This is a genomic window from Halomonas ventosae, from assembly GCF_004363555.1.
Taxonomy (GTDB): domain Bacteria; phylum Pseudomonadota; class Gammaproteobacteria; order Pseudomonadales; family Halomonadaceae; genus Halomonas; species Halomonas ventosae.
This window is the reverse complement of the sequence record NZ_SNZJ01000017.1, coordinates 47,560-72,840: the sequence shown is the minus strand read 5'-3', so window position 1 is coordinate 72,840 and position 25,281 is coordinate 47,560. Positions and strand designations below refer to the sequence as shown.

General features: G+C 69.0%; 22 protein-coding genes. 10 read left to right on the top strand and 12 right to left on the bottom strand.

Annotated features, from left to right (window positions below; translation table 11 throughout):
• Positions 1–4 precede the first annotated feature (4 nt).
• The 4 genes from DFP85_RS19225 to DFP85_RS14150 form a co-directional block, all read right to left on the bottom strand.
• Positions 5–127: a hypothetical protein gene (locus DFP85_RS19225; RefSeq protein ID WP_278032651.1), complete on the bottom strand. Its 123-nt coding sequence runs from the start codon at positions 125–127 to the stop codon at positions 5–7.
• Positions 128–228: 101 nt separating this feature from the next.
• Complete coding sequence (locus DFP85_RS14160; protein ID WP_133637078.1) at positions 229–558, bottom strand: hypothetical protein; 330 nt, start codon at positions 556–558, stop codon at positions 229–231.
• 207 nt (positions 559–765) lie between these two features.
• The gene (locus tag DFP85_RS14155; RefSeq protein ID WP_133637076.1) at positions 766–2,007 is read right to left on the bottom strand and encodes a ribonucleotide-diphosphate reductase subunit beta; all 1,242 of its coding nucleotides are present in this window, start codon (positions 2,005–2,007) and stop codon (positions 766–768) included.
• A 192-nt stretch (positions 2,008–2,199) separates the two neighbouring features.
• The gene (locus DFP85_RS14150; protein WP_133637074.1) at positions 2,200–5,097 is read right to left on the bottom strand and encodes a ribonucleoside-diphosphate reductase subunit alpha; all 2,898 of its coding nucleotides are present in this window, start codon (positions 5,095–5,097) and stop codon (positions 2,200–2,202) included.
• A gap of 361 nt (positions 5,098–5,458) precedes the next feature.
• On the opposite strand from DFP85_RS14150, the gene DFP85_RS14145 reads away from it, so the two are divergent.
• The gene (locus tag DFP85_RS14145; RefSeq protein ID WP_133637072.1) at positions 5,459–6,172 is read left to right on the top strand and encodes a winged helix-turn-helix domain-containing protein; all 714 of its coding nucleotides are present in this window, start codon (positions 5,459–5,461) and stop codon (positions 6,170–6,172) included.
• 3 nt (positions 6,173–6,175) lie between these two features.
• On the top strand, positions 6,176–7,792 hold the full coding sequence (locus DFP85_RS14140) for an ATP-binding protein (protein ID WP_133637070.1): 1,617 nt from the start codon (positions 6,176–6,178) through the stop codon (positions 7,790–7,792).
• Here the strand turns inward: DFP85_RS14140 and DFP85_RS14135 are convergent.
• The gene (locus DFP85_RS14135) at positions 7,779–8,693 is read right to left on the bottom strand and encodes a LysR family transcriptional regulator (protein WP_133637069.1); all 915 of its coding nucleotides are present in this window, start codon (positions 8,691–8,693) and stop codon (positions 7,779–7,781) included. The genes DFP85_RS14140 and DFP85_RS14135 overlap by 14 nt on opposite strands.
• A gap of 103 nt (positions 8,694–8,796) precedes the next feature.
• Here DFP85_RS14135 and metE point away from each other — a divergent pair, with 103 nt between their 5' ends.
• The 3 genes from metE to DFP85_RS14120 all read left to right on the top strand — a co-directional run bounded on the left by metE (position 8,797) and on the right by DFP85_RS14120 (position 12,832).
• The gene (gene metE, locus DFP85_RS14130; RefSeq protein ID WP_133637068.1) at positions 8,797–11,103 is read left to right on the top strand and encodes a 5-methyltetrahydropteroyltriglutamate--homocysteine S-methyltransferase; all 2,307 of its coding nucleotides are present in this window, start codon (positions 8,797–8,799) and stop codon (positions 11,101–11,103) included.
• A 92-nt stretch (positions 11,104–11,195) separates the two neighbouring features.
• Positions 11,196–11,960, top strand: coding sequence for a COG3650 family protein (locus tag DFP85_RS14125; RefSeq protein WP_133637066.1), 765 nt, complete (start codon positions 11,196–11,198; stop codon positions 11,958–11,960).
• 269 nt (positions 11,961–12,229) lie between these two features.
• Positions 12,230–12,832 carry an FMN-dependent NADH-azoreductase gene (locus DFP85_RS14120; protein WP_133637065.1) on the top strand — a complete coding sequence of 201 codons (603 nt, stop codon included), beginning with the start codon at positions 12,230–12,232 and terminating at the stop codon, positions 12,830–12,832.
• A 75-nt stretch (positions 12,833–12,907) separates the two neighbouring features.
• Here DFP85_RS14120 and DFP85_RS14115 read toward each other — a convergent pair whose 3' ends face one another.
• Both DFP85_RS14115 and DFP85_RS14110 read right to left on the bottom strand, forming a co-directional pair.
• Positions 12,908–13,975: a metal-dependent hydrolase gene (locus DFP85_RS14115; RefSeq protein WP_133637063.1), complete on the bottom strand. Its 1,068-nt coding sequence runs from the start codon at positions 13,973–13,975 to the stop codon at positions 12,908–12,910.
• Between the two features lie 72 nt (positions 13,976–14,047).
• The gene (locus DFP85_RS14110) at positions 14,048–14,587 is read right to left on the bottom strand and encodes a DNA-3-methyladenine glycosylase I (protein ID WP_133637061.1); all 540 of its coding nucleotides are present in this window, start codon (positions 14,585–14,587) and stop codon (positions 14,048–14,050) included.
• Positions 14,588–14,664: 77 nt separating this feature from the next.
• Between DFP85_RS14110 and DFP85_RS14105 the strand changes: the two genes are divergently transcribed.
• Positions 14,665–15,114, top strand: a complete 450-nt coding sequence (locus DFP85_RS14105; protein ID WP_133637059.1) for a DUF411 domain-containing protein — start codon at positions 14,665–14,667, stop codon at positions 15,112–15,114.
• 17 nt (positions 15,115–15,131) lie between these two features.
• Positions 15,132–15,572 (top strand): VOC family protein, encoded by a 441-nt coding sequence (locus tag DFP85_RS14100; RefSeq protein WP_133637057.1) that lies wholly within the window; start codon positions 15,132–15,134, stop codon positions 15,570–15,572.
• Positions 15,573–15,602: 30 nt separating this feature from the next.
• On the opposite strand, the gene DFP85_RS14095 is transcribed toward DFP85_RS14100, so the two are convergent.
• Entirely contained in the window at positions 15,603–16,007 is a 405-nt protein-coding gene (locus DFP85_RS14095; RefSeq protein ID WP_133637055.1) for a DoxX family protein, read from the bottom strand.
• Positions 16,008–16,117: 110 nt separating this feature from the next.
• Here DFP85_RS14095 and DFP85_RS14090 point away from each other — a divergent pair, with 110 nt between their 5' ends.
• Positions 16,118–16,570: an META domain-containing protein gene (locus DFP85_RS14090; protein WP_133637054.1), complete on the top strand. Its 453-nt coding sequence runs from the start codon at positions 16,118–16,120 to the stop codon at positions 16,568–16,570.
• Positions 16,571–16,646: 76 nt separating this feature from the next.
• Here DFP85_RS14090 and DFP85_RS14085 read toward each other — a convergent pair whose 3' ends face one another.
• The 4 genes from DFP85_RS14085 to DFP85_RS14070 all read right to left on the bottom strand — a co-directional run bounded on the left by DFP85_RS14085 (position 16,647) and on the right by DFP85_RS14070 (position 22,991).
• The gene (locus DFP85_RS14085; RefSeq protein ID WP_133637052.1) at positions 16,647–19,493 is read right to left on the bottom strand and encodes a valine--tRNA ligase; all 2,847 of its coding nucleotides are present in this window, start codon (positions 19,491–19,493) and stop codon (positions 16,647–16,649) included.
• Positions 19,494–19,610: 117 nt separating this feature from the next.
• Positions 19,611–20,057 carry a DNA polymerase III subunit chi gene (locus tag DFP85_RS14080; protein WP_133637050.1) on the bottom strand — a complete coding sequence of 149 codons (447 nt, stop codon included), beginning with the start codon at positions 20,055–20,057 and terminating at the stop codon, positions 19,611–19,613.
• A 165-nt stretch (positions 20,058–20,222) separates the two neighbouring features.
• Positions 20,223–21,323 carry a branched-chain amino acid aminotransferase gene (locus tag DFP85_RS14075; RefSeq protein ID WP_133637048.1) on the bottom strand — a complete coding sequence of 367 codons (1,101 nt, stop codon included), beginning with the start codon at positions 21,321–21,323 and terminating at the stop codon, positions 20,223–20,225.
• Between the two features lie 147 nt (positions 21,324–21,470).
• Entirely contained in the window at positions 21,471–22,991 is a 1,521-nt protein-coding gene (locus DFP85_RS14070; protein WP_133637046.1) for a leucyl aminopeptidase, read from the bottom strand.
• Between the two features lie 137 nt (positions 22,992–23,128).
• Between DFP85_RS14070 and lptF the strand changes: the two genes are divergently transcribed.
• Positions 23,129–24,211: an LPS export ABC transporter permease LptF gene (gene lptF, locus DFP85_RS14065; RefSeq protein WP_208108514.1), complete on the top strand. Its 1,083-nt coding sequence runs from the start codon at positions 23,129–23,131 to the stop codon at positions 24,209–24,211.
• On the top strand, positions 24,208–25,272 hold the full coding sequence (gene lptG / locus DFP85_RS14060) for an LPS export ABC transporter permease LptG (RefSeq protein ID WP_133637042.1): 1,065 nt from the start codon (positions 24,208–24,210) through the stop codon (positions 25,270–25,272). Before lptF ends, lptG begins: the two co-directional genes overlap by 4 nt.
• Positions 25,273–25,281 lie beyond the last annotated feature (9 nt).

The following is a 25,281-nucleotide window of genomic DNA, read 5'->3' as shown; positions in this document are numbered from 1 at the left end:
GAGGCTATCGCCGCGGCGGGGCCTTGTAGTGGCCGGGTACTCTCACCCGTTCACCGTTGGGCAGGTCGCGGACATGGGCGGGCACGAAGACCCGCGTGATCACGCTTCTGGCCTTGCGCTCTTTCATGGGTGAGCCCTCCGTGTCATCCCGGGACGTCGTGCCTCCACGTTAGCGCTCGCGGCCACCGGGAATCAATGCTGCCCGGGGCCAGCGGCCCCGGGCTTGGCTCAGTGGTGCCCCGGCCCGGAAGCGGGACGCGCGCCGCCCCGGGGCAGCCGGGTGAAGCGCACCGGCGGGCTGTACTTCTCGTTGGCGGGCGCACGCTCGGGGGCCGGGCGGACCCGCCAGCCCCGCGAGGTCGCCCACTCCTTGAGCTCCCGGTAGTCGAGCAGCGGGTAGTCCCGCGAGTAGGGGTTGGGGGAGGCCGACGGGAAGGCGAAGGCCACATGGGGATAGCGGGCCAGGGCGTCTTCGCTGTCATGGGCGCTGAGCGCCCGGTCCAGCGCGGACTGCCACGCCTGCGACTCGCGACGTGCTACGGCTTGGGTTGCTTGCATCGGATTGCCCTCCGTTGTTGTGCCTGTTGCCGGGCCATGAAAAACGCCCTGCCCGGCATGGCCGGACAGGGCGTCATCATCTGGGGTGGCGGCAGGCCGGCGGACGCGGGCGCGTCGCGTCTCACGGGTCGCGATGGGCATCTCCATCATGACGAGGCCTCCCTCCATCCTGCCGGGGCGGATGGCCCCGGCCTTGCGTCTACGGGATCAGTCCCAGCTCAGTGCGCCGCCCACCTGGTATTCGGTGACGCGGGTCTCGAAGAAGTTCTTCTCCTTGCGCAGGTCGATGATCTCGCTCATCCACGGGAAAGGGTTCTGCGCGCCGGGGAACTGCTCCTTCAGGCCGATCTGCGCCAGGCGGCGATTGCAGATGAAGTGCAGGTACTCCTCCATGATCGCCGCGTTCATGCCCAGCACGCCGCGGGGCATGGTGTCCCGGGCATAGGCGATCTCCAGCTCGGTGCCCTCGAGGATCATCTGGGTGACCTCGTCCTGGAACTCGGCCGTCCAGAGGTGCGGGTTCTCGATCTTGATCTGGTTGATCATGTCCACGCCGAAGTTCAGGTGCATGGACTCGTCACGCAGGATGTACTGGAACTGCTCGGCCACGCCGGTCATCTTGTTGCGCCGGCCCATGGAGAGGATCTGGCTGAAGCCGCAGTAGAAGAAGATGCCCTCGGTGACGCAGTAGAAGGCGATCAGGTTGCGCAGCAGCTCCTGGTCGGTCTCCGGGGTGCCGGTGTTGAAGTCCGGGCGCGCCAGCGATTGGGTATGCTTGAGGCTCCAGGCGGACTTGGCGGCCACCGAGGGAACCTCGCGGTACATGTTGAAGACCTCGCCCTCGTCCATGCCCAGCGATTCCACGCAGTACTGGTAGGCGTGGGTGTGGATCGCCTCCTCGAAGGCCTGGCGCAGCAGGTACTGGCGGCACTCGGGGTTGGTGATCAGGCGGTAGAGCGCCAGCACCAGGTTGTTGGCCACCAGCGAGTCCGCCGTGGAGAAGTAGCCCAGGCTGCGCTCGACGATGCGCCGCTCGTCCGCGGTGAGGCCCTCGGCACTCTTCCACAGCGCGATGTCGGCGTTCATGTTCACTTCCTGGGGCATCCAGTGGTTGGCGCTGCCGTCCAGGTACTTCTGCCAGGCCCACTCGTACTTGAAGGGCACCAGCTGGTTGAGGTCGGCGCGGGCATTGATCATCTGCTTGTCGTCGACCTCGATGCGCGCCGCGCCCATCTCCAGCTCCTCGAGGCCGGCGGCCACGTCGAGGGCCTCCAGCGAGGCCCGGGCACGCGCCAGGCGGTCGCCCTCGGCGGCCCGGTAGCTGCCGCGGCTCTCGGCAACGGCCGCATCGTCGGCCTGGGGCTCGGCAGCGGGCTGCGGCGCGGGCGCCGGCTTGGGTTGCTCGGCGACGGCTGTCTCGTCCTCGTGGAATTCGTCCCAGTTCAGCATGTTCTTCCTCGCTCCTCGAGATGGAAGATGTAAGAGGGAAACGCCCCTTGGGCGGAAGAAGGCGGCAACGGCGTGTGCCGCCTTCTTCATTGGCGCGTTTCGCACCGCTTATCCTGTTGCTTGGCGCTTGGCGCTTGGCGCTTGGCGCTTGGCGCTTGGCGCTTGGCGCTTGGCGCTTGGCGCTTGGCGCTGTTACTGGCAGGCCTCGCAGCCCAGCTCGTCGATCTCGCCGGCACTCGGTGCCCGCTGGCCGCCCTTGCCCTGCAGGAAGTCGTCGATGCCGCGCGGCTCGCGGCTCGCCCCGGCAGAGGGCTCTGGCGCCGGTGCCTGCCCCGGGGCGGCGTTGCTCACGGCATTGAGGGTGCCGCGGTCGACGGTGGACTTCTCCACCGAGGTGGCGCCCAGGGCGCGCAGGTAGTAGGTGGTCTTCAGGCCGCGGAACCAGGCCATGCGGTAGGTCACGTCGAGCTTCTTGCCGGAGACCCCCTTGATGTAGAGGTTCAGCGACTGGGCCTGGTCGATCCACTTCTGGCGCCGCGCGGCGGCCTCCACCAGCCACTTGGGCTCCACCTCGAAGGCGGTGGCATACTTGGCCTTGAGGTCGTCCGGGATGCGGTCGATGGGCTGGGCCGAGCCGTCGTAGTACTTGAGGTCGTTGATCATCACCTCGTCCCACAGCCCGCGCGCCTTGAGGTCGTTGACCATGGGCGCATTGACCACCGTGAACTCGCCGGAGAGGTTCGACTTCACGTAGAGGTTCTGGTAGGTCGGCTCGATGGACTGGGTCACGCCACAGATGTTGGAGATGGTGGCGGTCGGGGCGATGGCCATCACGTTGGAGTTGCGCATGCCCTGGCCGGCGATCTTGTCGCGCAGGCGGTCCCAGTCCTGGGTGGCGCTCTCGTCGACCTCGATGTACTTCTCGCCGCGCTCGGTCTTGAGCTTCTGGATGGAGTCGATGGGCAGGATGCCCTGGCTCCACAGCGAGCCCTCGAAGCTCTCGTAGCGGCCGCGCTCGGTGGCGAGGTCGCTGGAGGCCTCGATGGCGTGATAGCTGACCAGCTCCATGGAGCGGTCGGCGAACTCGACGGCCGCGTCACTGGCGTAGGCGATGTCCTGGGCGTAGAGGGCGTCCTGGAAGCCCATGATGCCGAGCCCCACCGGGCGGTGCTTGGCGTTGGAGTTCTTCGCCTGGGGCACCGCGTAGTAGTTGATGTCGATGACGTTATCGAGCATGCGCACGGCGGTGCGCACGGTCTTTCTCAGCTTCTCGCCGTCTAGCCTGCCGTCCACCACGTGCTGGGCCAGGTTGACCGAGCCCAGGTTGCACACCGCGATCTCGTCGGCCGAGGTGTTGAGGGTGATCTCGGTGCAGAGGTTGGAGCTGTGCACCACGCCGGCGTGCTGCTGCGGGCTGCGCAGGTTGCACGGGTCCTTGAAGGTGATCCAGGGATGGCCGGTCTCGAACAGCATCGAGAGCATCCTGCGCCACAGGTCCTTGGCGCGGACGCGCTTGTAGAGCTTGAGCTCCCCCGTGCGGGTCATCGCCTCGTACTCCTCGTAGCGCTGCTCGAAGGCCGCGCCGTAGAGGTCGTGGAGGTCCGGGCAGGTGGAGGGGGAGAAGAGCGTCCACTCGCCGTCATCGAAGACCCGCTTCATGAACAGGTCGGGCACCCAGTTGGCGGTGTTCATGTCGTGGGTGCGGCGGCGGTCGTCGCCGGTGTTCTTGCGCAGTTCCAGGAACTCCTCGATATCGAGGTGCCAGGTCTCGAGGTAGGCGCAGACCGCCCCCTTGCGCTTGCCGCCCTGGTTGACCGCCACGGCGGTGTCGTTGACCACCTTGAGGAAGGGGACGACGCCCTGGGACTTGCCGTTGGTGCCCTTGATCCAGGAGCCGAGCGCGCGCACCGGCGTCCAGTCGTTGCCCAGGCCCCCGGCCCACTTGGAGAGCAGGGCGTTGTCGCGGATGGCGCTGTAGATGCCGTCCAGCTCGTCGGGCACGGTGGTCAGGTAACAGCTGGAGAGCTGGCTGCGCACGGTGCCGGCGTTGAACAGGGTCGGCGTGGAGGCCATGTAGTCGAAGCTAGAGAGCAGCTCGTAGAACTCGATGGCCCGCGCCTCGCGGTCGTCCTCGCCCAGCGCCAGGCCCATGGCGACGCGCATGAACATCACCTGGGGCAGCTCGTAGCGCACCTCGTCGCGGTGGATGAAGTAGCGGTCGTAGAGGGTCTGCAGGCCCAGGTAGGTGAAGGCGTTGTCGCGATGGTGGTCCAGCGCCTCGCCCAGGCGGTCGAGGTCGAACTCGGCCAGTGCGGGGTCGAGCTGCTCGAACTCGATGCCCTTGGCGATATAGGCCTTGAAGGCCGGCGCGTAGAGCTCGGCCATCTCCCCGTAGGTGGCCTCGTCGGCGATGCCCAGGAAGGAGAGCGCCTCGCGGCGCAGGTTGTCCTGCAGCAGGCGGGCGGTGACGTAGGTGTAGTCGGGATCCTTCTCCACCAGGGTACGGGCGGTCATCATCAGCGCCTGGGAGACGCCGTCCACGGTGACCCCGTCGTAGAGGTTCTTCAGCGAGTCGTCGACGATCTTCTGGGCCTCGACGTTGGCCAGCCCCTCGCAGGCGTCCGCCACCAGGGTCTCGATGCGGCCCAGGTCCAGCGGGCGGGTGGTGCCGTCGGCGAGGGTCACGTTGAGGCTGGGGTGGGGCTTGACGATGTCGCCACCGGCCGCGGCCCGCGCCCGGGCGTGTGCCTCGCGGTAGAGCACGTAGGCGCGGGCGACCCGCTGCTCGCCGGCGCGCATCAGCGCCAGCTCGACCTGGTCCTGGATGTCCTCGATGTGCAGGGTGCCGCCGTCGGGCATGCGGCGCAGGAAGGCCTTCTCGATGCTCTCGGTGGACTGGCGGACGAAGTCGCGCACTCGCGAGGAGGTGGCAGCGTTGTCGCCCTCCACGGCGATGAAGGCCTTGCTCATGGCGATGGCGATCTTGTCGGCATCGAAGGCCACGACGTCGCCGTTGCGCTTGATGACGCGCAGGGCCTTGGGTGCGGTGACGGAAACGGACGGCTCGTCCGGTGTGACAATGGTATCCATGGCGCCGGGGGTCCCTGACTGGTGAGTCGGATGGTCGAAGGCCGCCTCGCGGGCGACGGTTGACAGGCATGGTGCCGGTTGCTAAGGCACATGATGTAGTGTTCGTGCCGGGTCGAGACACAAGATAGTGTGCTTTCTGGCCCCCATCAAGTGGATAACCTGTGGATCGGCTGTGGCCATCCGGGGGGCAGAATGGCCTCCGTCGCCAGGCCCCGTCGTTGGGCCTTGGAGACACTCCCTGTCGCCATGTGGAGACGGGAAGGCGGAATGTCGGATTTCGGGTATCCTTTAGCCATTGGCGTTGGCTCCCGAGAGCGGGAGCCCCGTGACCGCTCACCTGCCCGCCAGGATGGAACAGAGGATGGACGACAGCTTGCAAGCCCAGGAACAGGATCATGTGCTGATCATCGAGGATGACGAGCGGCTGGCCGGCCTGACCCGCGACTACCTGGAGGCCAACGGCTTCCGGGTCACGGTGGAGGCCGACGGGGCCCGCGGCGTCGAGCGGATCCTCTCCCTGCAGCCGGACCTGGTGATCCTCGACCTGATGCTGCCCGGCGAGGATGGCCTGTCGATCTGCCGCCGGGTGCGCAGCGAGTACCCCGGCCCGATCATGATGCTCACCGCCCGCACCGACGACATGGACCAGGTGCTGGGCCTGGAGATGGGCGCCGACGACTACGTGCCCAAGCCGGTGCAGCCGCGGGTGCTGCTGGCGCGCATGCGCGCCCTGCTGCGGCGCGCCGAGCCGGCCGAGTCCGGCGAGGAGACCCGCCTGACCTTCGCCGACCTGGTGATCGACAACGCCACCCGCGAGGCCTGGCTGGACGGCGAGCGCATCGACCTGACCAGTGCCGAGTTCGACCTGCTGTGGCTGCTGGCCAGCAATGCCGGCCGGGTGCTGACCCGCGAGGAGATCTTCGACCGCCTGCGCGGCATCAAGTACGACGGCCAGGATCGCTCCATCGACGTGCGTGTCTCGCGCATTCGCCCCAAGATCGGCGACGATCCCAACCAGCCGCACCGCATCAAGACGGTGCGCAGCAAGGGCTACCTCTTCGTCAGGGATGGCTGAAGCATGCGTCGGACCCTGGCCGACAGCACCTTCCTGCGCGTCTATGTCCTGCTGGCGCTGGCACTGCTGCTGACCTTCGGCCTGGCCCTGCTGGGGCTGGCCATGGTCGACCAGGTGCGCCGCGAACACTATCGCGAGCAGCTGGTCGAGCCGCCCATGCGGGTGCTGACCGCCTGGGTCGATTCCCTGCCCGAGACGGGACGCGAGGCGTGGCTGGCGAGTCGCGCCGAACAGCTCGACATGACCCTTCGGCTGGTGTCGGTCGACGACCTCTCGCTGAACTACTTCTCCCGCTCGCGCCTCGAGCGCGGCCGCGTGCTGGTCATGCCCCGGGGCGAGCATGGCTGGCGCCTGCAGCGCCTGCTCCCCGGTGGCGAGCGGCTGCTGGAGGTCGACGTGGCGAGCCTCAGCGAGCAGCAGCTGCGCGGGCTCACCGAGCTGCTCGCCGAGTGGCTCACCCAGGCCTCGGGCGAGGCGCGCCGGGCCCAGCTGGCGCAGGTCGCGGGGGACGGCATCCCCCTGCAGCTGAGCGAGTCCCCGCCCGAGGGGCTGGATACCCGCCAGCTGGCGCGCCTGGCCGAGGGGGAGGTGGTGATCCGGCTGCTGCCCGGGCGCTGGTCCATGGCGATGTACCGCCTGCTGCCCGGCAGCGACCCCCAGACCCGCTGGCTGGCCATCGGCCCGGTGAAGGCCTTCGAGCCGCTGCCGGTCTCGCTGCAGCTGCTGCTGCTGGTGCTGCTGCTCGGCGTGCTGGCGGCGATCATCTACCTGATCGTGCGCGGGGTGGAGGCGCGCATGGCGCGCCTGGAGCTGGCGGCGACCCGCATCGCCGGGGGACGGCTGGATACCCGGGTCAAGGTCGAGAGCGGCGACTTCCTGGGGCGCCTGGGGATGGCCTTCAACGGCATGGCCGCCCAGGTGCAGTCGCTGCTGCGCGCCCAGCAGGACATGATCCGCGCCGTCTCCCACGAGCTGCGCACCCCGGTGGCACGCATCCGGTTCGCGGTGCAGATGGTCGAGGACATGACCGATGATCCGGCGATCCGTCGGCAGCTGGAGGGCGTCGATGGCGACATCACCGAACTCGACGAGCTGATCGACGAGATCCTCACCTATGCCCGGCTGGGCAGCGAGACGGCCAATGGCGCCGAGCTCGAGACCTCGCTGGTCGATTGTCGCGCCATGGCCGAGCGGGTCATCGAGGCGTTGCGGCCGCTGCATCGCACTATCCGCATCGAGCTCGAGGCGGGGCCGGAAGTCGAGGTCCAGGCAGAGCCCCGCTACCTGCAGCGGGCGCTGCAGAACCTGGTGGCCAATGCCTGCCGTCACGCCCGTTCCCGGGTGGTGATCCGCCTGCAGAGCGAACCCCGGCTGGTGCGCCTGGACGTGGAGGACGATGGTCCCGGCATTCCCGCGGCGGCGCGCAGCGAGGTCTTCAAGCCCTTCGCGCGCCTGGACGACAGCCGCACTCGCCGCTCCGGCGGCTACGGGCTGGGGCTCTCCATCGTGCAGAAGGTCATGGCCTGGCACGGCGGCAGCGTGATGGTGGATGCCAGCGCCACGCTGGGCGGGGCGCGCTTCACCCTGCTGCTGCCACGGCGCAACGCTACGCCGGCCTGATCCCCTCCAGCACCGCGAAGGAGGTCTCCCTGGCGGTGCGCAGGAAGTCCTCCATCCAGGGCGCGCCGCGGGTCTCCTCGCGGATGGCCGCAAACAGCGTGCTCCACACCCCCTTCTCGCCCAGGGCCACGGCCTTGACGTAGTCGCGTTCCAGGTACTCGGTCAGCGCCCAGTTGGGCAGGGCGCAGACGCCGCGCCCGCTGGCCACCAGCTGCATCATCATGATCGTCAGCTCGGCGGTACGCACTTCCTTCGGCCGCACCCCGGCGGGGTCGAGGAACTGGGTGAAGACGTCGAGCCGGGAGTGTTCCACCGGATAGGTGATCAGGGTCTCCTCGGCCAGCTCCTCGGGCGTTACGAAGGGGCGCCCCGCCAGGGGATGCTGCCGGGCCACCGCCAGCAGGCCCTCGTAGCGGAACAGCGGCTCGTAGTGGATCCCGGGCAGCGGCTGGGGGTCGGCGGTGATCACCAGGTCGAGCTGTTCGCGGGCCAGCGCCGGCAGGGGGTCGAAGTGGTGGCCGCCGGGGATGTCGATCTCCACCTCCGGCCAGTGGTTGCGGAAGTGGTCGATGGTGGGCATCAGCCACTGGAAGCAGCTGTGGCACTCGATGGCCATGTGCAGCCTTCCCTGCTCGTTGCCGGCCAGCCGGGCCAGGTCGCGCTCGGCCATGCGCACCAGCGGCAGGACCTGCTCGGCCAGGGTCAGCAGGCGCGTGCCGGCCCGGGTGAACTCCACCGGCCGGGTCTTGCGCAGGAAAAGCGGGCTGCCCAGGCGCTCCTCGAGGTCCTTGATCTGGTGGGAGAGGGCCGACTGGGTCAGGTGCACACGTTCGGCGGCCTCCACCAGGGAGCCGGCATCGCGCAGCGCGACCAGGGTGCGCAGGTGACGGAGTTCGAGCATTAGAGTGAGCCTGATTCATCTTCAAGATTAAGAAGTTTAGTTTGATTCACATCCGCTGGCCAGCGAGACTTCCCGGCATCATTCATGCAAAAGGGACATCATCATGACGCTGGCTCATGTCATCGGCTATCCGCGCATCGGCGCGGACCGTGAATTGAAGCGTGCCACCGAGGCCTACTGGCAGGGCGACATCGACCGCGAGGCCCTGGAGGCCACCGGACGTGCCCTGCGCCTGGCGAACTGGGCGGCCCAGCGCGAGGCCGGACTCGACCTGGTGACGGTGGGGGACTTCGCCTTCTACGACCAGGTGCTCGATGTCTCGGTGCTGCTGGGGGCGGTGCCGCGGCGCTTCGGGGCCGAGGCGGAGGTGGCGCGCGGCGAGGTGTCGCTGGACACCGCCTTTCGCATGGCCCGGGGGCGGGCCCCCGGCGGCGAGCCGGCTGCGGCCTGCGAGATGACCAAGTACTTCGATACCAACTATCACTACCTGGTCCCGGAGCTGCATCCCGGCCAGCGCTTCCGGCTCTCCAGTACCCGGCTGTTCGACCAGGTGGAGGAGGCCCGGGCCGCCGGCCACCCGGTCAAGGTGGCCCTGACCGGGCCGCTGACCTGGCTGTGGCTGGGCAAGGGGCGCGGCGAGGCCGGCGACGATTTCGACCGGCTTTCGCTGCTCGACAGCGTCCTCGATGTCTACGCCGAGGTGCTGGAGCGGCTGGCCGGGCAGGGCGTCGAGTGGGTCCAGCTCGACGAGCCGGCGCTGGTGCAGGACCTGCCCCTGGCCTGGCGGCAGGCCTACGAGCGCGCCTACCATCGGCTGCAGGCCAGCCCGGTCAGGCTGCTGCTGGCAAGCCCCTTCGGTGGCCTGGGCGACAACCTCTCCCTGGCGGTGGGACTGCCGGTGGATGGCCTGCACATCGACGTGGTGCGTGCCCCGGCGCAGCTCGACGCGGTGCTGGACCGCCTGCTGCCCCACAAGGTGCTCTCGGTGGGGGCCATCGACGGGCGCAACGTCTGGCGAGCCGACCTGGCCCTGTGGCGCGAGCGCCTGGCCACGGCGCGCATGCGCCTGGGCGAGCGGCTGTGGATCGCCACCAGCTGCTCGCTGCTGCACGTGCCGGTGGACCTGGCCGCGGAGACCACGCTGGATGCCGAGCTCAGGAGCTGGCTGGCCTTCGCCCGGCAGAAGCTCGACGAGACAGCCACCCTGGCACGCCTGCTGGATGGCCGCGCCGGCGCTGCCGACCGGGATCGCGTGGAAGCCGCCAGCCGGGCCCTGCAGTCGCGTCGCGAGGCGCCGCGCCTGCATCGTCCCGAGGTGGCCGAGCGGCTGGCCCGGGTCACGGCGGCCGATACCCGGCGCGCGCACCCCTTCGCCGAGCGTGCCGTGGCCCAGCAGCGCCATCTCGCGCTGCCGCTGTTCCCCACCACCACGATCGGCTCCTTCCCCCAGACGGCTCAGATCCGCGCCGACCGGCGCGCCTTCAAGGCCGGCGAGCTCTCTCGCGAGGCCTATGAGGCCCGGATGCGCGAGGAGATCGCCCGGGTGGTGGCCCGCCAGGAGGCGCTGGGCATCGACATGCCGGTGCACGGCGAGCCCGAGCGCAACGACATGGTCGAATACTTCGGCGAGCAGCTCGACGGCTACGCCTTCACGCGCTTCGGCTGGGTGCAGAGCTACGGGACGCGCTGCGTCAAGCCGCCGATCCTCTTCGGTGACGTGGTCCGCCCGGCGGCGATGACGGTGCGCTGGAGCGAATATGCCCAGTCGCTCACCGAGCGGCCGATGAAGGGCATGCTCACCGGGCCGGTCACCCTGCTGCAGTGGTCCTTCGTGCGCGACGACCAGCCCCGCGAGACCACCTGCCGGCAGCTCGCCCTGGCGCTGCGCGACGAGGTCCTCGACCTCGAGGCGGCGGGCATCCGCGCCATCCAGATCGACGAGCCGGCGCTGCGCGAGGGGCTGCCGCTGCGTCGCGCCGAGTGGCAGGGCTACCTGGACTGGGCGGTGGCCTGCTTCCGGCTGGCCGCCTCGGGGGTGCGCGACGAGACCCAGATCCACACCCACATGTGCTATGCGGAGTTCAACGACATCATCGAGTCGATTGCCGCCCTGGACGCCGATGTGATCACCATCGAGACCTCGCGCTCGGCGATGGAGCTGCTCGACGCCTTCCAGGACTTTGCCTACCCCAACGCCATCGGGCCCGGGGTCTACGACATCCACTCGCCCAACATCCCCGAGGTGGCCTGGATGGTGGCGCTGATGGAGAAGGCCGCCGAGCGCATCCCGGTCGAGCGGCTCTGGGTGAACCCGGACTGCGGCCTCAAGACCCGCGGCTGGGAAGAGGTGGAGCCGGCCCTGGCCAGCATGGTCGAGGCGGCGCGGGAACTGAGGCGTCGCCATGGTTGACGCGCAGCGTTGAGCCCGAAGCCGGCGCGCGAGAGCGGAGTGGCTGGTATGCTGCGGCCTCAGGGAACATCGCCGACACGCAAGGAGCCGCCATGTCTCGTCACACCGCTTCCGCCGCCCGCCCCCTCGTCCTGCTGGGGGCGGTCCTGTGGCTTGCCGGCTGCGCCGCCACCCCCGACGGTGCGGCGACACGCCCCGAGGTCAGCGATCGCGGGGCGTCCCGCGAGGAGGCGGGTCCCGCGGCATCGCCCACCGCGCCGCTGATGCCCTCGCTCTTCTTCCCCGGCGACGCCGGGACGCTGACCGCCTGGCGCTGCACGCCGGCCCAGGACCTGGTCACTGCGGCGACCGAGGAGGAGCTGAGGCTCTGGTCCGCCCACGGGGCCTACCGGCTGCCGCCGGCGGTGGTGGCCAGCGGCGCCCGCTACCAGCAGGGCGAGCTCAGCTTCTGGAACAAGGGCGACCAGGCGGTGGTGGAGAGCGCCACGGGGCGGCTCGACTGTACTCGCGACCTGAGCCAGGAGGTGCTCACCCGTCGCCAGCGGCCGGGGACGATGTTCCACGCTCGCGGCAACGAGCCAGGCTGGGTGGTCAACCTGGCCAGCGACCGGCCCGAGGCGACCCTGGTGCTGGACTATGGGCAGCGCGAGATGACCCTGCCCTACCGGGTGACCACCCTGGACAACGGCGAGGGGCGCATGATCCTGGCCAGTGGCCGGGCCGATACGCCCTTCGAGTTGCGCCTCGAGGCGCGGGCCTGTTTCGACAGCATGAGCGGGCAGCCCTTCCCGGCGCGGGTCACCCTGAGCATCGACGGCGAGCAGTATAGGGGCTGTGGTCAGGGCATCGCGCCCTGAGCGGGGCCGGCGAAAACTGTCTGCGCTCGGCCATACGTCGTTAAAAATCGGCTTAAGGACCTCATTTAGCCGCAAGTAAACTCGATCCTTGCGCCGATTTTTGCCTGGTCTGGCCATCGCTCGACGACTTTTCGCCGAGCCCCGGCTGCTGGAATGGGATGAGTTTTCGGTTTAATCGAATGAAAGCGGCGGAACTTTGCGCTTTTCGTTGCAATTCGTGCACGTAAAATGGCGATCAATTATCCGATACCGCATCCAAGGAGATCGCCATGACTACCCGTGCCCTCGTCCTCACCGCCTCCATCCTCGGCGAGAAGGGCCAGTCCATCGCCCTGGCCGAGCATTTCCGGACCCGCGCCGCCGAGCGCGAGGGGCTGGCGGTGACCCACCGCGACCTGGTCGCCGAGGCGCTGCCGCACCTCGAGGCCAGCGAGCTGGGCGCCTGGCAGGTGCCGGCCGAGGAGCGTTCGGCCGAGCAGAGGGCGCTGGCCGAGCGCTCCGACGCCCTGATCCACGAGCTTCTCGACCACGACGTCCTGGTGCTGGCGGTGCCTCTCTACAACCTGGGCATCCCCTCCCAGCTCAAGGCCTGGTTCGATCGGGTGCTGCGGGCCGGCGAGACCTTCCGCTACACCGAGAGCGGCCCCAAGGGACTGGTCGAGGGCAAGCGGGCGGTGATCCTGGCGGCCCGCGGCGGCCAGTATGCTGGCACCGAGCTGGACAGCCAGACCCCGCACCTCAAGGGCATGCTGGGGCTGATGGGCATCACCGAGGTGGATGTGGTGTTCGCCGAGGGGCTCAACATGGGCAAGCGTGACGCGGCCATCGAGGAGGCGCGTCAGGCCATCGACGCCCTGGTGGCGCGCCTCTGACCGTCCCGGTCGACACGGGCCGAAAAGGTGCGGGGGTGGCCGGATGGCCACCCCCGTTTGCGTCGCTGCCTGTCGTCAGCACGTGCCGGGCGTGCCGACCAGCCACTGGCGGGACACGAAGTCGCTGGTGCAGAGCCCGGGTTCCGGGCTGAGGATGCGGGAACCCAGTCGGGTGAGGGCGTCACGGTTGCCGCGGGAGGGGGAGGGCAGCTGCTCGGAGACGCCGACCGGCTGCCACTCGCCGTCGTCGCGGGTGGCCAGGGTGAAGGCGAAGGGGTGGAAGCCCGGAAAGCCCAGCCGCAGGTCGGTGGCTACCAGGGTCTCGCGGCCCTCTCGCGGGCGAGTCTCGTAGCGCAGGAAGGGGCCGGCGAACCAGTCGAGGCGCCGGCCGCGTGCGCTGTCGAGTGCCTTCGCCTCCAGGTCGGCGCCCCGGGCATAGGTCTCCAGCGACGGCCGACGGTCGCCATCGAGCACCCCCACCAGGGCCTCGTGGAGGTGCGCGCCGTCGGCCACCGTGACCCGCCACAGCAGGGTATTGAAGGGGGTGGGCTGGACGAGCCGCGGCGCCTGTTCCAGACCCTGCTCGGCCAGCACCGGGGCGATGCGCGCCTCGACCAGCTGCTTGGCCCCGACGGCGAATACCAGGTAGGCACAGGAGAGGGCCAGTCCCCAGCGCGGGGCCCGCTGCGCCTTGCCGGTGGCCAGTGCCACCCCCACACCCACCAGCAGCGGCAGGCTGTAGAGCGGGTCGATGATGAAGACGATGGGCCAGGCCGCGGGGCGCACCTCCAGCGGCCACCAGAGCTGGGTGCCGTAGGTGGTCAGGGCGTCGAGCAGCGGGTGGGTCAGCAGGATGAGTCCGAAGAAGAGCCCCCAGCGGCGCAGGGAGATGTCCCGGGCCGGTGCGAATCGCGCCGCGAGCAGTGCCAGGGCGGTGGCCAGTCCCGCCAGCACGAACAGCGAGTGGGAGAAGCCTCGGTGCTCGGTGACATTGGCCACGGCATCACCGTAGTCGCTGATCACGTCCAGGTCGGGCAGGGTGCCGAGGGCCGCGCCCACCAGGACCGCCTTGCGGCCCAGCCGCCGGCCGAGCACGGCGCCGCCGATTGCCGCGCCCAGCGCGGCCTGGGTAATCGAGTCCATCAGGAGGTCCTTGGTCAGCGGTAAGCCTTTCCTGTGACGCCCCGCTGTGCCGGGGGTTCCCCCGGGCGGCGCTCAACCGGGCCGTGCCCAGGGCGGAGAGGCGGCCAGGATGCGCGCCTGCACCGGGCAGTCGTCGCGGTGGGCGCCCGACAGGTAGCCGGTGCTCATCAGCAACTCGCCCACGATCTCCGGCCCGGTGAAGCGGAAGGTGCGCCGGAAGAGGCGCACCCAGGCGGCATGATCCAGCGGATGGTGGTGGTCGAGCCAGGAGCGCAGGCTGCCGTGCTCGGCCTGCAGCACCTGCACCACCGCGGCGTTGTGAATCACGGCATCGACCTTGAGGCGGTTGCGGATGATGCCCGCATCCGCCAGCAGCCGCGCCCGTTCGGCTTCGCCATAGTTGGCGATGCGGTCGATGTCGAAGCCCTCGAAGGCCTCCCGGAAGGCCTCGCGCTTCTTCAGCACGGTGAGCCAGGAGAGTCCCGCCTGGTTGATCTCCAGCACCAGGCGTTCGAAGAGGGTGCCGTCGTCGTCCACCGGGAAGCCGTATTCGTGGTCGTGATAGGGGCCGTGGAACGGATGCCCGGGGGCCAGGTCGCAGTAGTGGCTCATGCTGTCGCTCCGGGTGGCAGTGGGGCCGGGAAATGACCGACAATCGTGCCGATACCTTATACCGGGGAGTGCCCGTCATGACATCACCGCTACGCCTGACCCTCGCCGGCGCCCTGCTGGCCGTCACCGCCATCCCCGCCTGGGCCGAACCCGTGGTGGAGATACACAAGGACCCGAACTGCGGCTGCTGCACCGCCTGGGCCGAGCACCTGGAGGCCGAGGGCTTCGAGGTCACACAGCACGAGACCCGCGACATGCGGGCGGTGAAGATCGAGCATGGCGTCTCGCCCGAGCTCGCCTCCTGCCACACCGCGGTGGTGGATGGCTACGTGATCGAGGGCCATGTCCCGGCGGCCGACATCCGTCGCCTGCTGGACGAACGGCCCGACCTGGCGGGACTGGCGGTGCCGGGCATGCCCCATGGCTCTCCCGGCATGGAGACCGGCCGCCAGGACGACTATGCGGTGCTGGGCTGGCGCCATGACGATCGCACGCCGGCGATCTTCTCCGAATACACCCACGACTGACGCGACAGGAGTTTCCCATGCAGTACCTGCACACCATGGTCCGGGTCAGCGACCTCGACGCCTCGCTGCACTTCTACTGTGACCTGCTCGGCCTGACCGAGGTGCGTCGCAAGGAGAGCGAGAAGGGCCGCTTCACCCTGGTCTTCCTGGCCGCCCCGGCGGACGAGGCCCGCTCCGCCGAGCTCAAGGCGCCGGAGCTGGAGCTGACCTGGAACTGGGATCCCGAGGAGTACTCCGGCGGGCGCAACTTCGGCCACCTGGCCTACCGGGTGGACGACATCTATGCCCTCTGCGAGCACCTGCAGGCGAATGGCGTGACCATCAACCGTCCGCCCCGGGACGGCCACATGGCCTTCGTCAGAAGTCCCGACAATATCTCCGTCGAGTTGCTCCAGAAGGGGGAACCCCAGGAACCGAAAGAGCCTTGGGCTTCCATGGAAAACACGGGTACCTGGTAATCGCCAGGGCTCGGTGTCCGGGTGGCAGGCTCAATCCGGCCGCCAGGCCATACGTCCGCTGCCCAGGAAGACCAGCGCCAGGGCGCCGAACAGGAAGAAGCCCTGCAACTCCAGAGCCCAGCCGCCGTTGTCCTTGAAGGCGGTGATCTCCCCCATGTGCACCAGAAAGATGGCCACCACCATGTTGGCGGCCATCAGCAGTCCCGCCACGCGGCTACGCCAGCCGACCAGCGCCATCAGCGGCGCCGCAACCTCGCCGACCAGCACGCCGTAGGCGAGCACGGTGGGTAGCCCCTGGCCGGCCAGGGTATTGCCGATCCAGGTCAGGCTGCCCGGGTTGAGCAGCTTGGTCAGCCCGTGGGGCAGCAGCAGGCCTGCCACGGTGAGTCGCAGGATCAGCTTGCCGAGGGCATCGTTGTGGAGCGCGTGAAGCATGCGGGGCCTCATGGGGAGCAATGAACGGTGGAGCGGGGGAATTGTCTCGATGCCCCGGCTGGGGCAAGCTTGGCGCCTGGGCAATCGCCTCGTGCCTCAAGGAAGATACCATGATGATCAAACCGTTACGCAATACACTGATGCTCGCGGCCGGCGCCCTGCTGCTGGCCGCCTGCGGGGGTGGGCCGGCGCCCCAGGTCGCCGACGAGCCCACGGCCCGGCTCGAGGGGCCGGTGGTCGACCAGCGCTGGAACCTGCTGCTGGTGGGCACCGACGAGCGCCTCGAGATGCCGGAGCACCCCCACTTCGTGATCGATCGCGATGGCCGGGTGAGCGGCAGCGACGGCTGCAATCGGCTGACCGGTCGGGCCGCGCTGGGCGACAACAACCGCATCGCGTTCTCGGACCTGGCCACCACGCGTCGCGCCTGCCCCCGGGCCGAGGACGCCGCCCGGGTGACCGGCATGCTGGAGAACGCCTACCGCTACCTGATCGACCACGACCGGCTGGTGTTCTTCGGCCCCGACCAGCGGGTGCTGGGCGGCTGGCGACGCGTCGACTGATCCTGTAGCGACCGATCCCTGAACGATAAGGGCCCGCCATTGGCGGGCCCTTTCGTCCTGGGGGAGTGGACAGCGATCAGAGCGCGGCGATCTTGTCCTTCTGTTCGACTAGCACCTTGCGAGCCGCCTGGAAATCCGCGAGCTTGCCGCGCTCCTTCTCGACCACCGCCTCGGGCGCCTTGGCGACGAAGCTCTCGTTGGAGAGCTTCTTCTCGATGCCGCCGATCAGCTTGTCCTGCTTGTCGATCTCCTTGGCCAGGCGGGCGAGCTCGGCCTCCTTGTCGATCAGGTCAGCCATGGGCACCAGTACCTCCATCTCGCCCACCAGCTGGGTGGCAGACAGCGGCGCCTGCTCGGGGGCGTCGAGCCACTCGGCGCGCTCCAGCTTGGCCAGCTTGGCGAGGAAGGGCCGGTTGGCCGCCAGGCGCTCACGGTCGGCGGCGCCGCCCTTGGTGAGCAGCACCTCCAGCGGCTTGCCCGGGGCGATGTTCATCTCGGCGCGGATGTTGCGCACCGCGACGATCACGCCCTTGAGCCACTCGATATCGCGGGTCGCCGACTCGTCGACCCTGCTGTCGTCGGCCTGCGGCCAGGGCTGGACCATCAGGGAGTCCCCCTCGCCCTGGCAGGTGCCGGCGAGCGGCGCGACGCGCTGCCAGATCTCCTCGGAGATGAAGGGCATCATCGGGTGGGCCAGGCGCAGGATCGCCTCCAGCACGCGCACCAGGGTGCGGCGCGTGCCGCGCTTGGCCTCCGCGCTGGCGTTATCGTCCCACAGCACCGGCTTGGAGAGCTCCAGGTACCAGTCGCAGTACTCGTTCCAGACGAAGTCGTAGAGCGCCTGGGAGGCGTGGTCGAAGCGGAACTCCTCCAGGGCTCGGGTCACCTGGGTCTCGGTCTGCTGCAGGCGCGAGACGATCCAGCGGTCGGCCAGCGACAGTTCGACCGGCTCACCCCCCAGGCCGGTGTCCTCGCCCTCGGCGTTCATCAGCACATAGCGCGAGGCGTTCCACAGCTTGTTGCAGAAGTTGCGGTAGCCCTCCAGGCGGCCCATGTCGAACTTGATGTCGCGCCCGGTGGTGGCCTGGGAGAGGAAGGTGAAGCGCAGGGCGTCGGTGCCGTGGGGCTCGATGCCCTCGGGGAACTCGGCGCGGGTGGCCTTCTCGATCGCCCGGGCCTTCTGCGGCTGCATCATGTTGCCGGTGCGTTTCTGGACGAGGCTCTCCAGGTCGATGCCGTCGATCAGGTCGATGGGGTCGAGGACGTTGCCCTTGGACTTGGACATCTTCTGGCCCTGGCCGTCGCGCACCAGGCCATGCACATAGACCTGCTGGAAGGGCACCTCGCCCATGAACTTGCCGGTCAGCATGATCATCCGCGCGACCCAGAAGAAGATGATGTCGAAGCCGGTGACCAGCACGCTGGAGGGGTGGAAGGTCGCCAGCTCCGGGGTCTCTTCCGGCCAGCCCAGGGTGCCGAAGGTCCAGAGCCCGGAGCTGAACCAGGTGTCGAGCACGTCCTCGTCCTGGGTCAGCTCGACCTCGGCGGGAAGGTCATGCTTCTCGCGGGCCTCCTGCTCGCTTCTCGCCACGTAGACGTTGCCTTCGGCGTCGTACCAGGCGGGGATGCGGTGGCCCCACCACAGCTGGCGGGAGATGCACCAGTCCTGGAGATCGCGCATCCAGGCGAAGTACATGTTCTCGTAGTTCTTCGGCACGAACTGGATGTCGCCCTTCTCCACGGCCTCGATGGCGGGCCTGGCCAGCTCCTCGACGGCCACGAACCACTGGTCGGTGAGCAACGGCTCGATGACGTCGCCGGAGCGGTCGCCATAGGGCAGGGTGTTGCTGACGGTCTCCACCTGCTCGAGCAGGCCGGCGGCCTCCATGTCGGCGACGATGCGTGCCCTTGCCTCGAAGCGATCCAGCCCGGCATAGGCCTCGGGCAGGGTCGGGTCGATCTCCGGCAGCGGCCGACCCTGGATATCGAAGGCCTCGGCGCGGGCGAGGATGGCGGCGTCCTGGGTGAAGACGTTGATCAGCGGCAGGCCCTGGCGGCGACCCACCTCGTAGTCATTGAAGTCGTGGGCCGGGGTGATCTTCACGCAGCCCGAGCCCTTCTCCATGTCGGCGTGCTCGTCGGCCACGATCGGGATACGGCGCCCCACCAGCGGCAGTTCCACGAACTTGCCGACCAGCGACGCGTAGCGCGGATCCTCGGGGTTGACCGCCACCCCGGTATCGCCGAGCAGGGTCTCCGGGCGAGTGGTGGCGACGACCAGGTGGTCCTTGCCGTCATCGGTGGTGACGCCGTCGGCCAGCGGGTAGCGGAAGTGCCAGAAGCTGCCCTGCTGGTCGCGGTTCTCGACCTCGAGGTCCGAGATGGCGGTGTGCAGGGTGGGGTCCCAGTTGACCAGCCGCTTGCCGCGGTAGATCAGCTCCTCCTCATGGAGGCGCACGAAGACCTCCTGCACCGCCCGGTAGAAGCCGTCGTCCATGGTGAAGCGCTCGCGCGACCAGTCGACGCTGGCGCCCATGCGGCGCAGCTGGCGGGTGATATGCCCGCCGGACTCCTGCTTCCACTCCCATACCCGGTCGATGAAGGCCTCGCGGCCCAGGTCGAAGCGGGTCTTGCCCTCCTCGGCGGCGACCTTGCGCTCGACCAGCATCTGGGTGGCGATGCCGGCGTGGTCGGTGCCCACCTGCCAGAGGGTGTTGCGTCCCTGCATCCGCCGCCAGCGGATCAGGGTGTCCATGATGGTGTCCTGGAAGGCGTGGCCCATGTGCAGGCTGCCGGTCACGTTGGGCGGCGGGATCATGATCGCGTAGGGCTCGCCCTCGCCCGAGGGGGCGAAGCGGTTGTCGGCTTCCCAGCGCGCGTACCAGCGGGATTCGATCTGCTCGGGTTGGTAGGTCTTGTCCATGGGCATTCCGGGTCGAGGAGGTGGCACCGACCCATGGCAGCGCGCCTCGCGGGAGCTGCCAGGGTGCCGGGGATGCTGAAAAATGGGCCCGATTATAGCGTGATGCCGGGGGAGGCGTCAGCCCGCCTGGCCCTTGAGCTGGTGGGGGGTGACCGGGTAGCCGCGCTTCTTGTAGGTCTGCCAGCACTCGCGCTTGGCGATGAGCACGTCCTGGTGCTGGTTGATGATCTCGGCGACCCGCTCGAAGCGCGAGAACCACTCGGGGATCCCGGGATGCAGGTTGAGCAGCGCCTGGGGCGGCTCGCCGTCCATCGGCAGGTCCTGCCAGCCGATGGTCACCGGCACGCCCTCGGCCGCCTCGTCCCCCGACAGGGCGTGCGGCACGTAGGCATCGGCCCGAAAGGTCCAGAGCCGGTCGTCCAGCTCCCGGGCCATGGCCTCGTCCTCGGCGTGCAGGTGCAGCCGGTAGCCCTTGCGATAGATCGTCTCGGCCAGCCGGCAGGCGAAGAGCAGGCGGGCCTCGAGCGTGGTATCAGGGAGGATATAGAAGTCGACTTGGGTCATGGGTTATCGCAGAGCAACTCGTCGCGGGGCTGGCCCGGCGACAGGGAGCGAGGGGGCGCTGTGAACCCTTCCCTGGGCGCTACCGATGCCATTCCTGGCATAGGACCCCCTCTTCGCCCTGTCTCCGGCGCCCCTTGATCGGAAGGAGGCGTAAGCTCGAGTGTCTCAGGCCAGGCGCGTCAGCCAGCCTCGGGTGTCCTCGCGGCGGCCGTACTGCAGGTCGAGCAGGCGGGTGCGCAGGCGCTTGGCCACCTCGTTGTCGCCCTGGGCGGAGAGGCGGATGCGGTCGCTCTCGGTGACCAGCTCGCCCACCGGGGTGATCACCGCGGCGGTACCGCAGGCGAAGATCTCGGTGATCTCGCCGGAGGCGGCGCCCTCGCGCCACTCCTCGATGCTGATCGGGCGCTCCTCCGGGGTAAGGCCCTCGTCCCTGGCCAGGGTCAGCACCGAGTCGCGGGTCACGCCCTCGAGGATGGTGTCGGTGAGGCGCGGGGTGACGATGCGGCCGTCGCGGAACACGAAGAACAGGTTCATGCCCCCGAGCTCCTCGACCCACATGTTCTCGGCGGCGTCGAGGAAGGCGACCTGGCTGCAGTCATGGGCCGCGGCCTCCTTCTGGGCGGCCAGCGAGGCGGCGTAGTTGCCGCCGCACTTGGCGTAGCCGGTGCCGCCGGGAGCGGCGCGCTTGTAGTGCGAGGAGAGCCAGATGGAGACCGGCTTCACGCCGCCCTGGAAGTAGGCGGCCGCCGGCGAGGCGATGACGTAGTAGTCGACCTCATGGGACGGGCGCACCCCGAGGAAGGTCTCGCTGGCGATCATGAAGGGACGCAGGTAGAGGCTCGACTCGTCGGCCTCGCTGGCCGGGGTCGGCACCCAGGCCTGGTCGCGAGCGAGCAGGGCCTTGAGCGAGTCGATGAAGTCCTCGTCGGAGAGCTCCGGCAGGGCCAGGCGGCGGGCGCTGCGGCGGAAGCGCTCGGCGTTCTTTTCCGGGCGGAAGGTCCAGACCGAGCCGTCGGCGTGGCGGTAGGCCTTGATGCCCTCGAAGATCTCCTGGCCGTAGTGCAGCACCGCGGCGGCGGGGTCCAGGGTCAGCGGGCCGTAGGGGCGCACCTCATGGCCGTGCCAGCCGGCATCGAGGGTCCAGCGGACATGGGCCATGTGGTCGGTGAAGTAGCGACCGAAGCCCGGGTTGTCGAGGATGTCGTTGCGGATCGTTTCCGCGGTGGGGCGAGTGGAGGGGCTCACGGAAAAGCGTTCAAGGGACACGGCAAGGGGTCTCCGCTACTGGCGGGGCGCATCCGGGCGCCCGTGCACTAAACAGGATACCGGGCCGGCAAGGGCCCGGTGCATGGAAGTCGACATCCCACATGAAAAGGTCACCACCGCGAAAAGGCAACCCTGCCGGGCGCGAAATCAGTCGTCGGTGATCTCGACCTCATGGTCGGTCTCGCGGTCCAGCAGGTACTGGGTCAGCAGCCCCACCGGGCGGCCGCTGGCCCCCTTCTCCTTGCCGGAGGTCCAGGCGGTGCCGGCGATGTCCAGGTGCGCCCACGGGAACTTGTCGGCGAAGCGCGAGAGGAAGCAGGCGGCGGTGATGGTGCCCGCCGGGCGGCCGCCTATGTTCGCCAGGTCGGCGAAGTTGGAGTCGAGCTGCTCCTGGTACTCGTCCCACAGCGGCAGGTGCCAGGCGCGGTCCCAGGCGGTCTCGCCGGCATCCAGCAGGTCCAGCGCCAGGTCGTCATCGTTGGCGAGCAGGCCGGTGGCATGGTGGCCCAGGGCGATGATGGCGGCCCCGGTCAGGGTGGCGATGTCCACTACGCTTGCAGGCTCGAAGCGCTCGGCGTAGGTCAGGGCATCGCACAGCACCAGGCGGCCCTCGGCATCGGTATTGAGCACCTCCACGGAGAGGCCCTTGAGCGTCTTGATGATGTCGCCGGGCTTGGTGGCACGGCCGTCGGGCATGTTCTCGGCGGCGGCGACGATGGCCACCAGGTTGATCCTCGGCTTGATGGCCAGCACCGCGGTCACGGTGCCGAACACGCTGGCCGCCCCGCACATGTCGAACTTCATCTCGTCCATCGCCTCGCCGGGCTTGAGCGAGATGCCGCCGGTGTCGAAGGTGATGCCCTTGCCCACCAGCACGTGGGGCGCCTCGTCGGGGTTCTCGGCACCCTGGTAGCTCATGACGATCAGCCGCGAGGGCTGCTCGCTTCCGCGGCCCACGGAGAGCAGGCTGTGGGCGCCCAGGCGCTCCAGGGCCTCCTCGTCGAGGATCTCCACGGAGAGCGCCCCGCCGGAGCCCTCGCCCAGCGCCTCGGCCTGCTCCGCCAGGTAGCTGGGGGTACAGACGTTGCCCGGCAGGTTGCCCAGGGTGCGGGTGGTGGCCACGCCCTGGCCGATGGCGTCGCCGATGCGCCCGCCCAGGCGGGCCGCCTCGGCATCGCCCTGCTCGCTGACCAGCAGGGTGACGCGGGCGAGCTGCGGCGCGGGGGCCTTCTCGGACTTGAACTCGTCGAAGCGGTAGACGGCGCGATGGGCGGCCTCGGCCACCATGCGGGCCTTCCAGTCACAGGCCCGGTCGGGCACCGGCACGTCGTTGAAGGCCACGGCGACCTCCTCGACGGGCAGCGCCGCCAGGGCGGTGAAGGCGGCATCCAGTGCCTTGCGGAAGGCGCCTTCCCGGCACTTGTCGCGCTCGCCGAGGCCCACCAGCATCAGACGATCGGCATTGAGCCCCGGGGCGAAGGGGACCATCAGCACATTGCCCAGCCTGGCATCGAAGTCACCGCGCTCGATCAGCTGGCCGATCAGCCGCTCGCTGACGTCGTCGAGCTTGGCGGCCGCGGGCAGCAGCGCGCCATCCTTGAACACCGGTACCACGAGACAGGCCGTCTCGGCCTTGGCGGGATTGGCCGTCTGAACGGGGAATTCCATGGTGTCTCCACAAGACAAGCGATGGGGGATTCTGGATAATGCCGGCACGTTGCCGAGTCATCCCAGTGTACCCAAGGCAAGGCGTCATTGCATGGAAGATGGCCGGGCCCCGCGGGGTGCCGGGCCGGGAGACAGCGTTGATCATATTCCGTTACCTGACCCGCGAGATCCTGCTGACCATGGCCGCCGTGGCTGGCGTCCTGCTGCTGGTGATCATGGGCAGCCGCTTCATCCGCTACTTCTCCAATGCCGCCGAGGGGGAGATCCCGGCGAGCATCCTCGGCACCCTGATGCTCTTCCACCTGCCGGGGTTCCTTGAGCTGATCCTGCCGCTGGCGTTCTTCCTGGGCATCCTGCTGGCCTATGGCCAGCTCTACCTCAACAGCGAGATCACCGTGCTGGTGGCCTGCGGCACCAGCCCCAACCGCCTGCTGCAGGTCAGCCTGGTGCCCGCCACCCTGGTGGCGATCCTGGTGGGGATGTGCAGCCTCTGGCTGACCCCGACCGGGGCCCTGCACAACGAGGTGCTGCTCGAGGAGCAGCGCAGCCAGCTCGACTTCTCCGCCCTGGCGCCGGGGCGCTTCCAGGACTTCGGCGGCGGCCGCACGGCCTATACCGAGGCCATGAACGAGGACCAGAGCCGCATGCAGGAGGTGTTCATCAGCGAGCGTCAGTCGCGCGGCGACGGCACCCCCGAGAGCGTGGTGACCCGAGCCGAAACCGGCTACCAGACCACCGATCCCGAGACCGGCAGCCGTTTCCTGGTGCTCGCCGACGGCGAGCGCTACAGCGTCGACCCCGGGCGGGCCGAGGCCGAGCGGCTGGAATTCGGCACCTATGCGGTGCGCCTCTCGGGGGCCGCCGAGAAGGCCGAGCTCGATGCGCCCGAATACGCCACCACCGCCGCGCTGTTCGCCGATGACGCCCGGCCGGCGCGGGCCCAGCTGCAGTGGCGGCTTGGCCTGCCGTTGATGGTCTTCATCCTGACCCTGCTGGCCATGCCGCTCTCCCGGGTCAACCCCCGCCAGGGACGCTTCGCCAAGCTGCTGCCGGCGATCTTCCTCTACGTGGCCTACCTCAGCCTGCTGCTGGCGGCGCTGGACGCCATCGGCCGTGGCAGCTGGCCGGTGGCGCTTGGGATGTGGCCGATCCATGGCGGCTTCCTGGCCATCGGCCTGGCGATGATGGCCCGGGCCCAGCACAAGGGGATGAGCGGATGATCATCGACCGGCTCGACCGCTACATCGCCCGCAACGTGCTGGGCGCCATCATCGTGGTGCAGGTGGTGCTGCTGGGCCTGGACCTGGTGATCACCTACATCAATGATCTCGGCGACGTGGAAGGCGACTATGGCGCCTTCCAGGTACTGCTCTACCTGCTGATGCGCCTGCCCTGGCGCTTCTACCAGTACGCGCCGGTGGGGGTGCTGATCGGGGCGCTGATCGGGCTTGGCAGCATGGCCTCGAGCAACGAGCTGACGGTGATGCGCGCCGCCGGCCGCTCGCTGGTCCGCATCCTCTGGGGCGTGATGAAGCCCATCATCCTGGTGATCGTGGTGGTGCTCGCCATCGCCGAGTTCGTCAGCCCGCGTACCGAGCAGTTCGCCAGCGCCTGGCGCCTCGAGCAGATGCAGGGCGAGGGCGCGGTGCTCACCGAGCGCGGCGGCTGGCAGCGCGAGGGTGACAGCTTCTATCGCTTCGGTGCCATCCGCGCCGATGATACCGTGCTCGACCTGACCCGCTACCGCTTCGAGGGCAAGACCCTGCGCGAGGCGACGAGCGCCCGCCGGGCGGTGTGGCGCGATGACCGCTGGGAACTGGAGGACGTGGCGGTGACCCGCTTTCTCGAGGCGCGCACCGAGGTCGAGCGCCATGAGACCCTGGGCTGGGAGACCGCCATGACGCCGGACCAGCTCGACCGGCTACTGCGTGACGTGGAGAGCCAGGCGCCCAGCGAGCTGTGGGCCTATGCCCGCTACCTGCGCGACCAGGGCCAGCAGGCGACCCAGCCGCTGCTCTATTTCTGGCAGAAGATGCTGATGCCGTTGACCATGGCGTCGCTAGTCCTGGTGGCGGCCTCCTTCGTGTTCGGCCCCTTGCGCACCGTGGCCGCGGGCACGCGGGTCTTCTACGGGGTGATCACCGGCCTGGTCTTCAAGTACCTGCAGGACCTGCTGGGGCCGGCCTCCACGGTATTCGGCTTCTCGCCGGCCTGGGCGGTGCTGGCGCCGACCCTGCTATGTGCCGGGGTGGGGTTCTATCTGTTACGCCGTACGGGCTGAGCCGGGGGA

Bases quoted from the DNA above. Each gene is read 5' to 3' on its own strand.
- DFP85_RS19225 (WP_278032651.1), bottom strand. From the start codon at position 127: ATGAAAGAGCGCAAGGCCAGAAGCGTGATCACGCGGGTCTTCGTGCCC.
- DFP85_RS14160 (WP_133637078.1), bottom strand. From the start codon at position 558: ATGCAAGCAACCCAAGCCGTAGCACGTCGCGAGTCGCAGGCGTGGCAG.
- DFP85_RS14155 (WP_133637076.1), bottom strand. From the start codon at position 2,007: ATGCTGAACTGGGACGAATTCCACGAGGACGAGACAGCCGTCGCCGAG.
- DFP85_RS14150 (WP_133637074.1), bottom strand. From the start codon at position 5,097: ATGGATACCATTGTCACACCGGACGAGCCGTCCGTTTCCGTCACCGCA.
- DFP85_RS14145 (WP_133637072.1), top strand. From the start codon at position 5,459: ATGGACGACAGCTTGCAAGCCCAGGAACAGGATCATGTGCTGATCATC.
- DFP85_RS14140 (WP_133637070.1), top strand. From the start codon at position 6,176: ATGCGTCGGACCCTGGCCGACAGCACCTTCCTGCGCGTCTATGTCCTG.
- DFP85_RS14135 (WP_133637069.1), bottom strand. From the start codon at position 8,693: ATGCTCGAACTCCGTCACCTGCGCACCCTGGTCGCGCTGCGCGATGCC.
- metE (WP_133637068.1), top strand. From the start codon at position 8,797: ATGACGCTGGCTCATGTCATCGGCTATCCGCGCATCGGCGCGGACCGT.
- DFP85_RS14125 (WP_133637066.1), top strand. From the start codon at position 11,196: ATGTCTCGTCACACCGCTTCCGCCGCCCGCCCCCTCGTCCTGCTGGGG.
- DFP85_RS14120 (WP_133637065.1), top strand. From the start codon at position 12,230: ATGACTACCCGTGCCCTCGTCCTCACCGCCTCCATCCTCGGCGAGAAG.
- DFP85_RS14115 (WP_133637063.1), bottom strand. From the start codon at position 13,975: ATGGACTCGATTACCCAGGCCGCGCTGGGCGCGGCAATCGGCGGCGCC.
- DFP85_RS14110 (WP_133637061.1), bottom strand. From the start codon at position 14,587: ATGAGCCACTACTGCGACCTGGCCCCCGGGCATCCGTTCCACGGCCCC.
- DFP85_RS14105 (WP_133637059.1), top strand. From the start codon at position 14,665: ATGACATCACCGCTACGCCTGACCCTCGCCGGCGCCCTGCTGGCCGTC.
- DFP85_RS14100 (WP_133637057.1), top strand. From the start codon at position 15,132: ATGCAGTACCTGCACACCATGGTCCGGGTCAGCGACCTCGACGCCTCG.
- DFP85_RS14095 (WP_133637055.1), bottom strand. From the start codon at position 16,007: ATGCTTCACGCGCTCCACAACGATGCCCTCGGCAAGCTGATCCTGCGA.
- DFP85_RS14090 (WP_133637054.1), top strand. From the start codon at position 16,118: ATGATGATCAAACCGTTACGCAATACACTGATGCTCGCGGCCGGCGCC.
- DFP85_RS14085 (WP_133637052.1), bottom strand. From the start codon at position 19,493: ATGGACAAGACCTACCAACCCGAGCAGATCGAATCCCGCTGGTACGCG.
- DFP85_RS14080 (WP_133637050.1), bottom strand. From the start codon at position 20,057: ATGACCCAAGTCGACTTCTATATCCTCCCTGATACCACGCTCGAGGCC.
- DFP85_RS14070 (WP_133637046.1), bottom strand. From the start codon at position 22,991: ATGGAATTCCCCGTTCAGACGGCCAATCCCGCCAAGGCCGAGACGGCC.
- lptG (WP_133637042.1), top strand. From the start codon at position 24,208: ATGATCATCGACCGGCTCGACCGCTACATCGCCCGCAACGTGCTGGGC.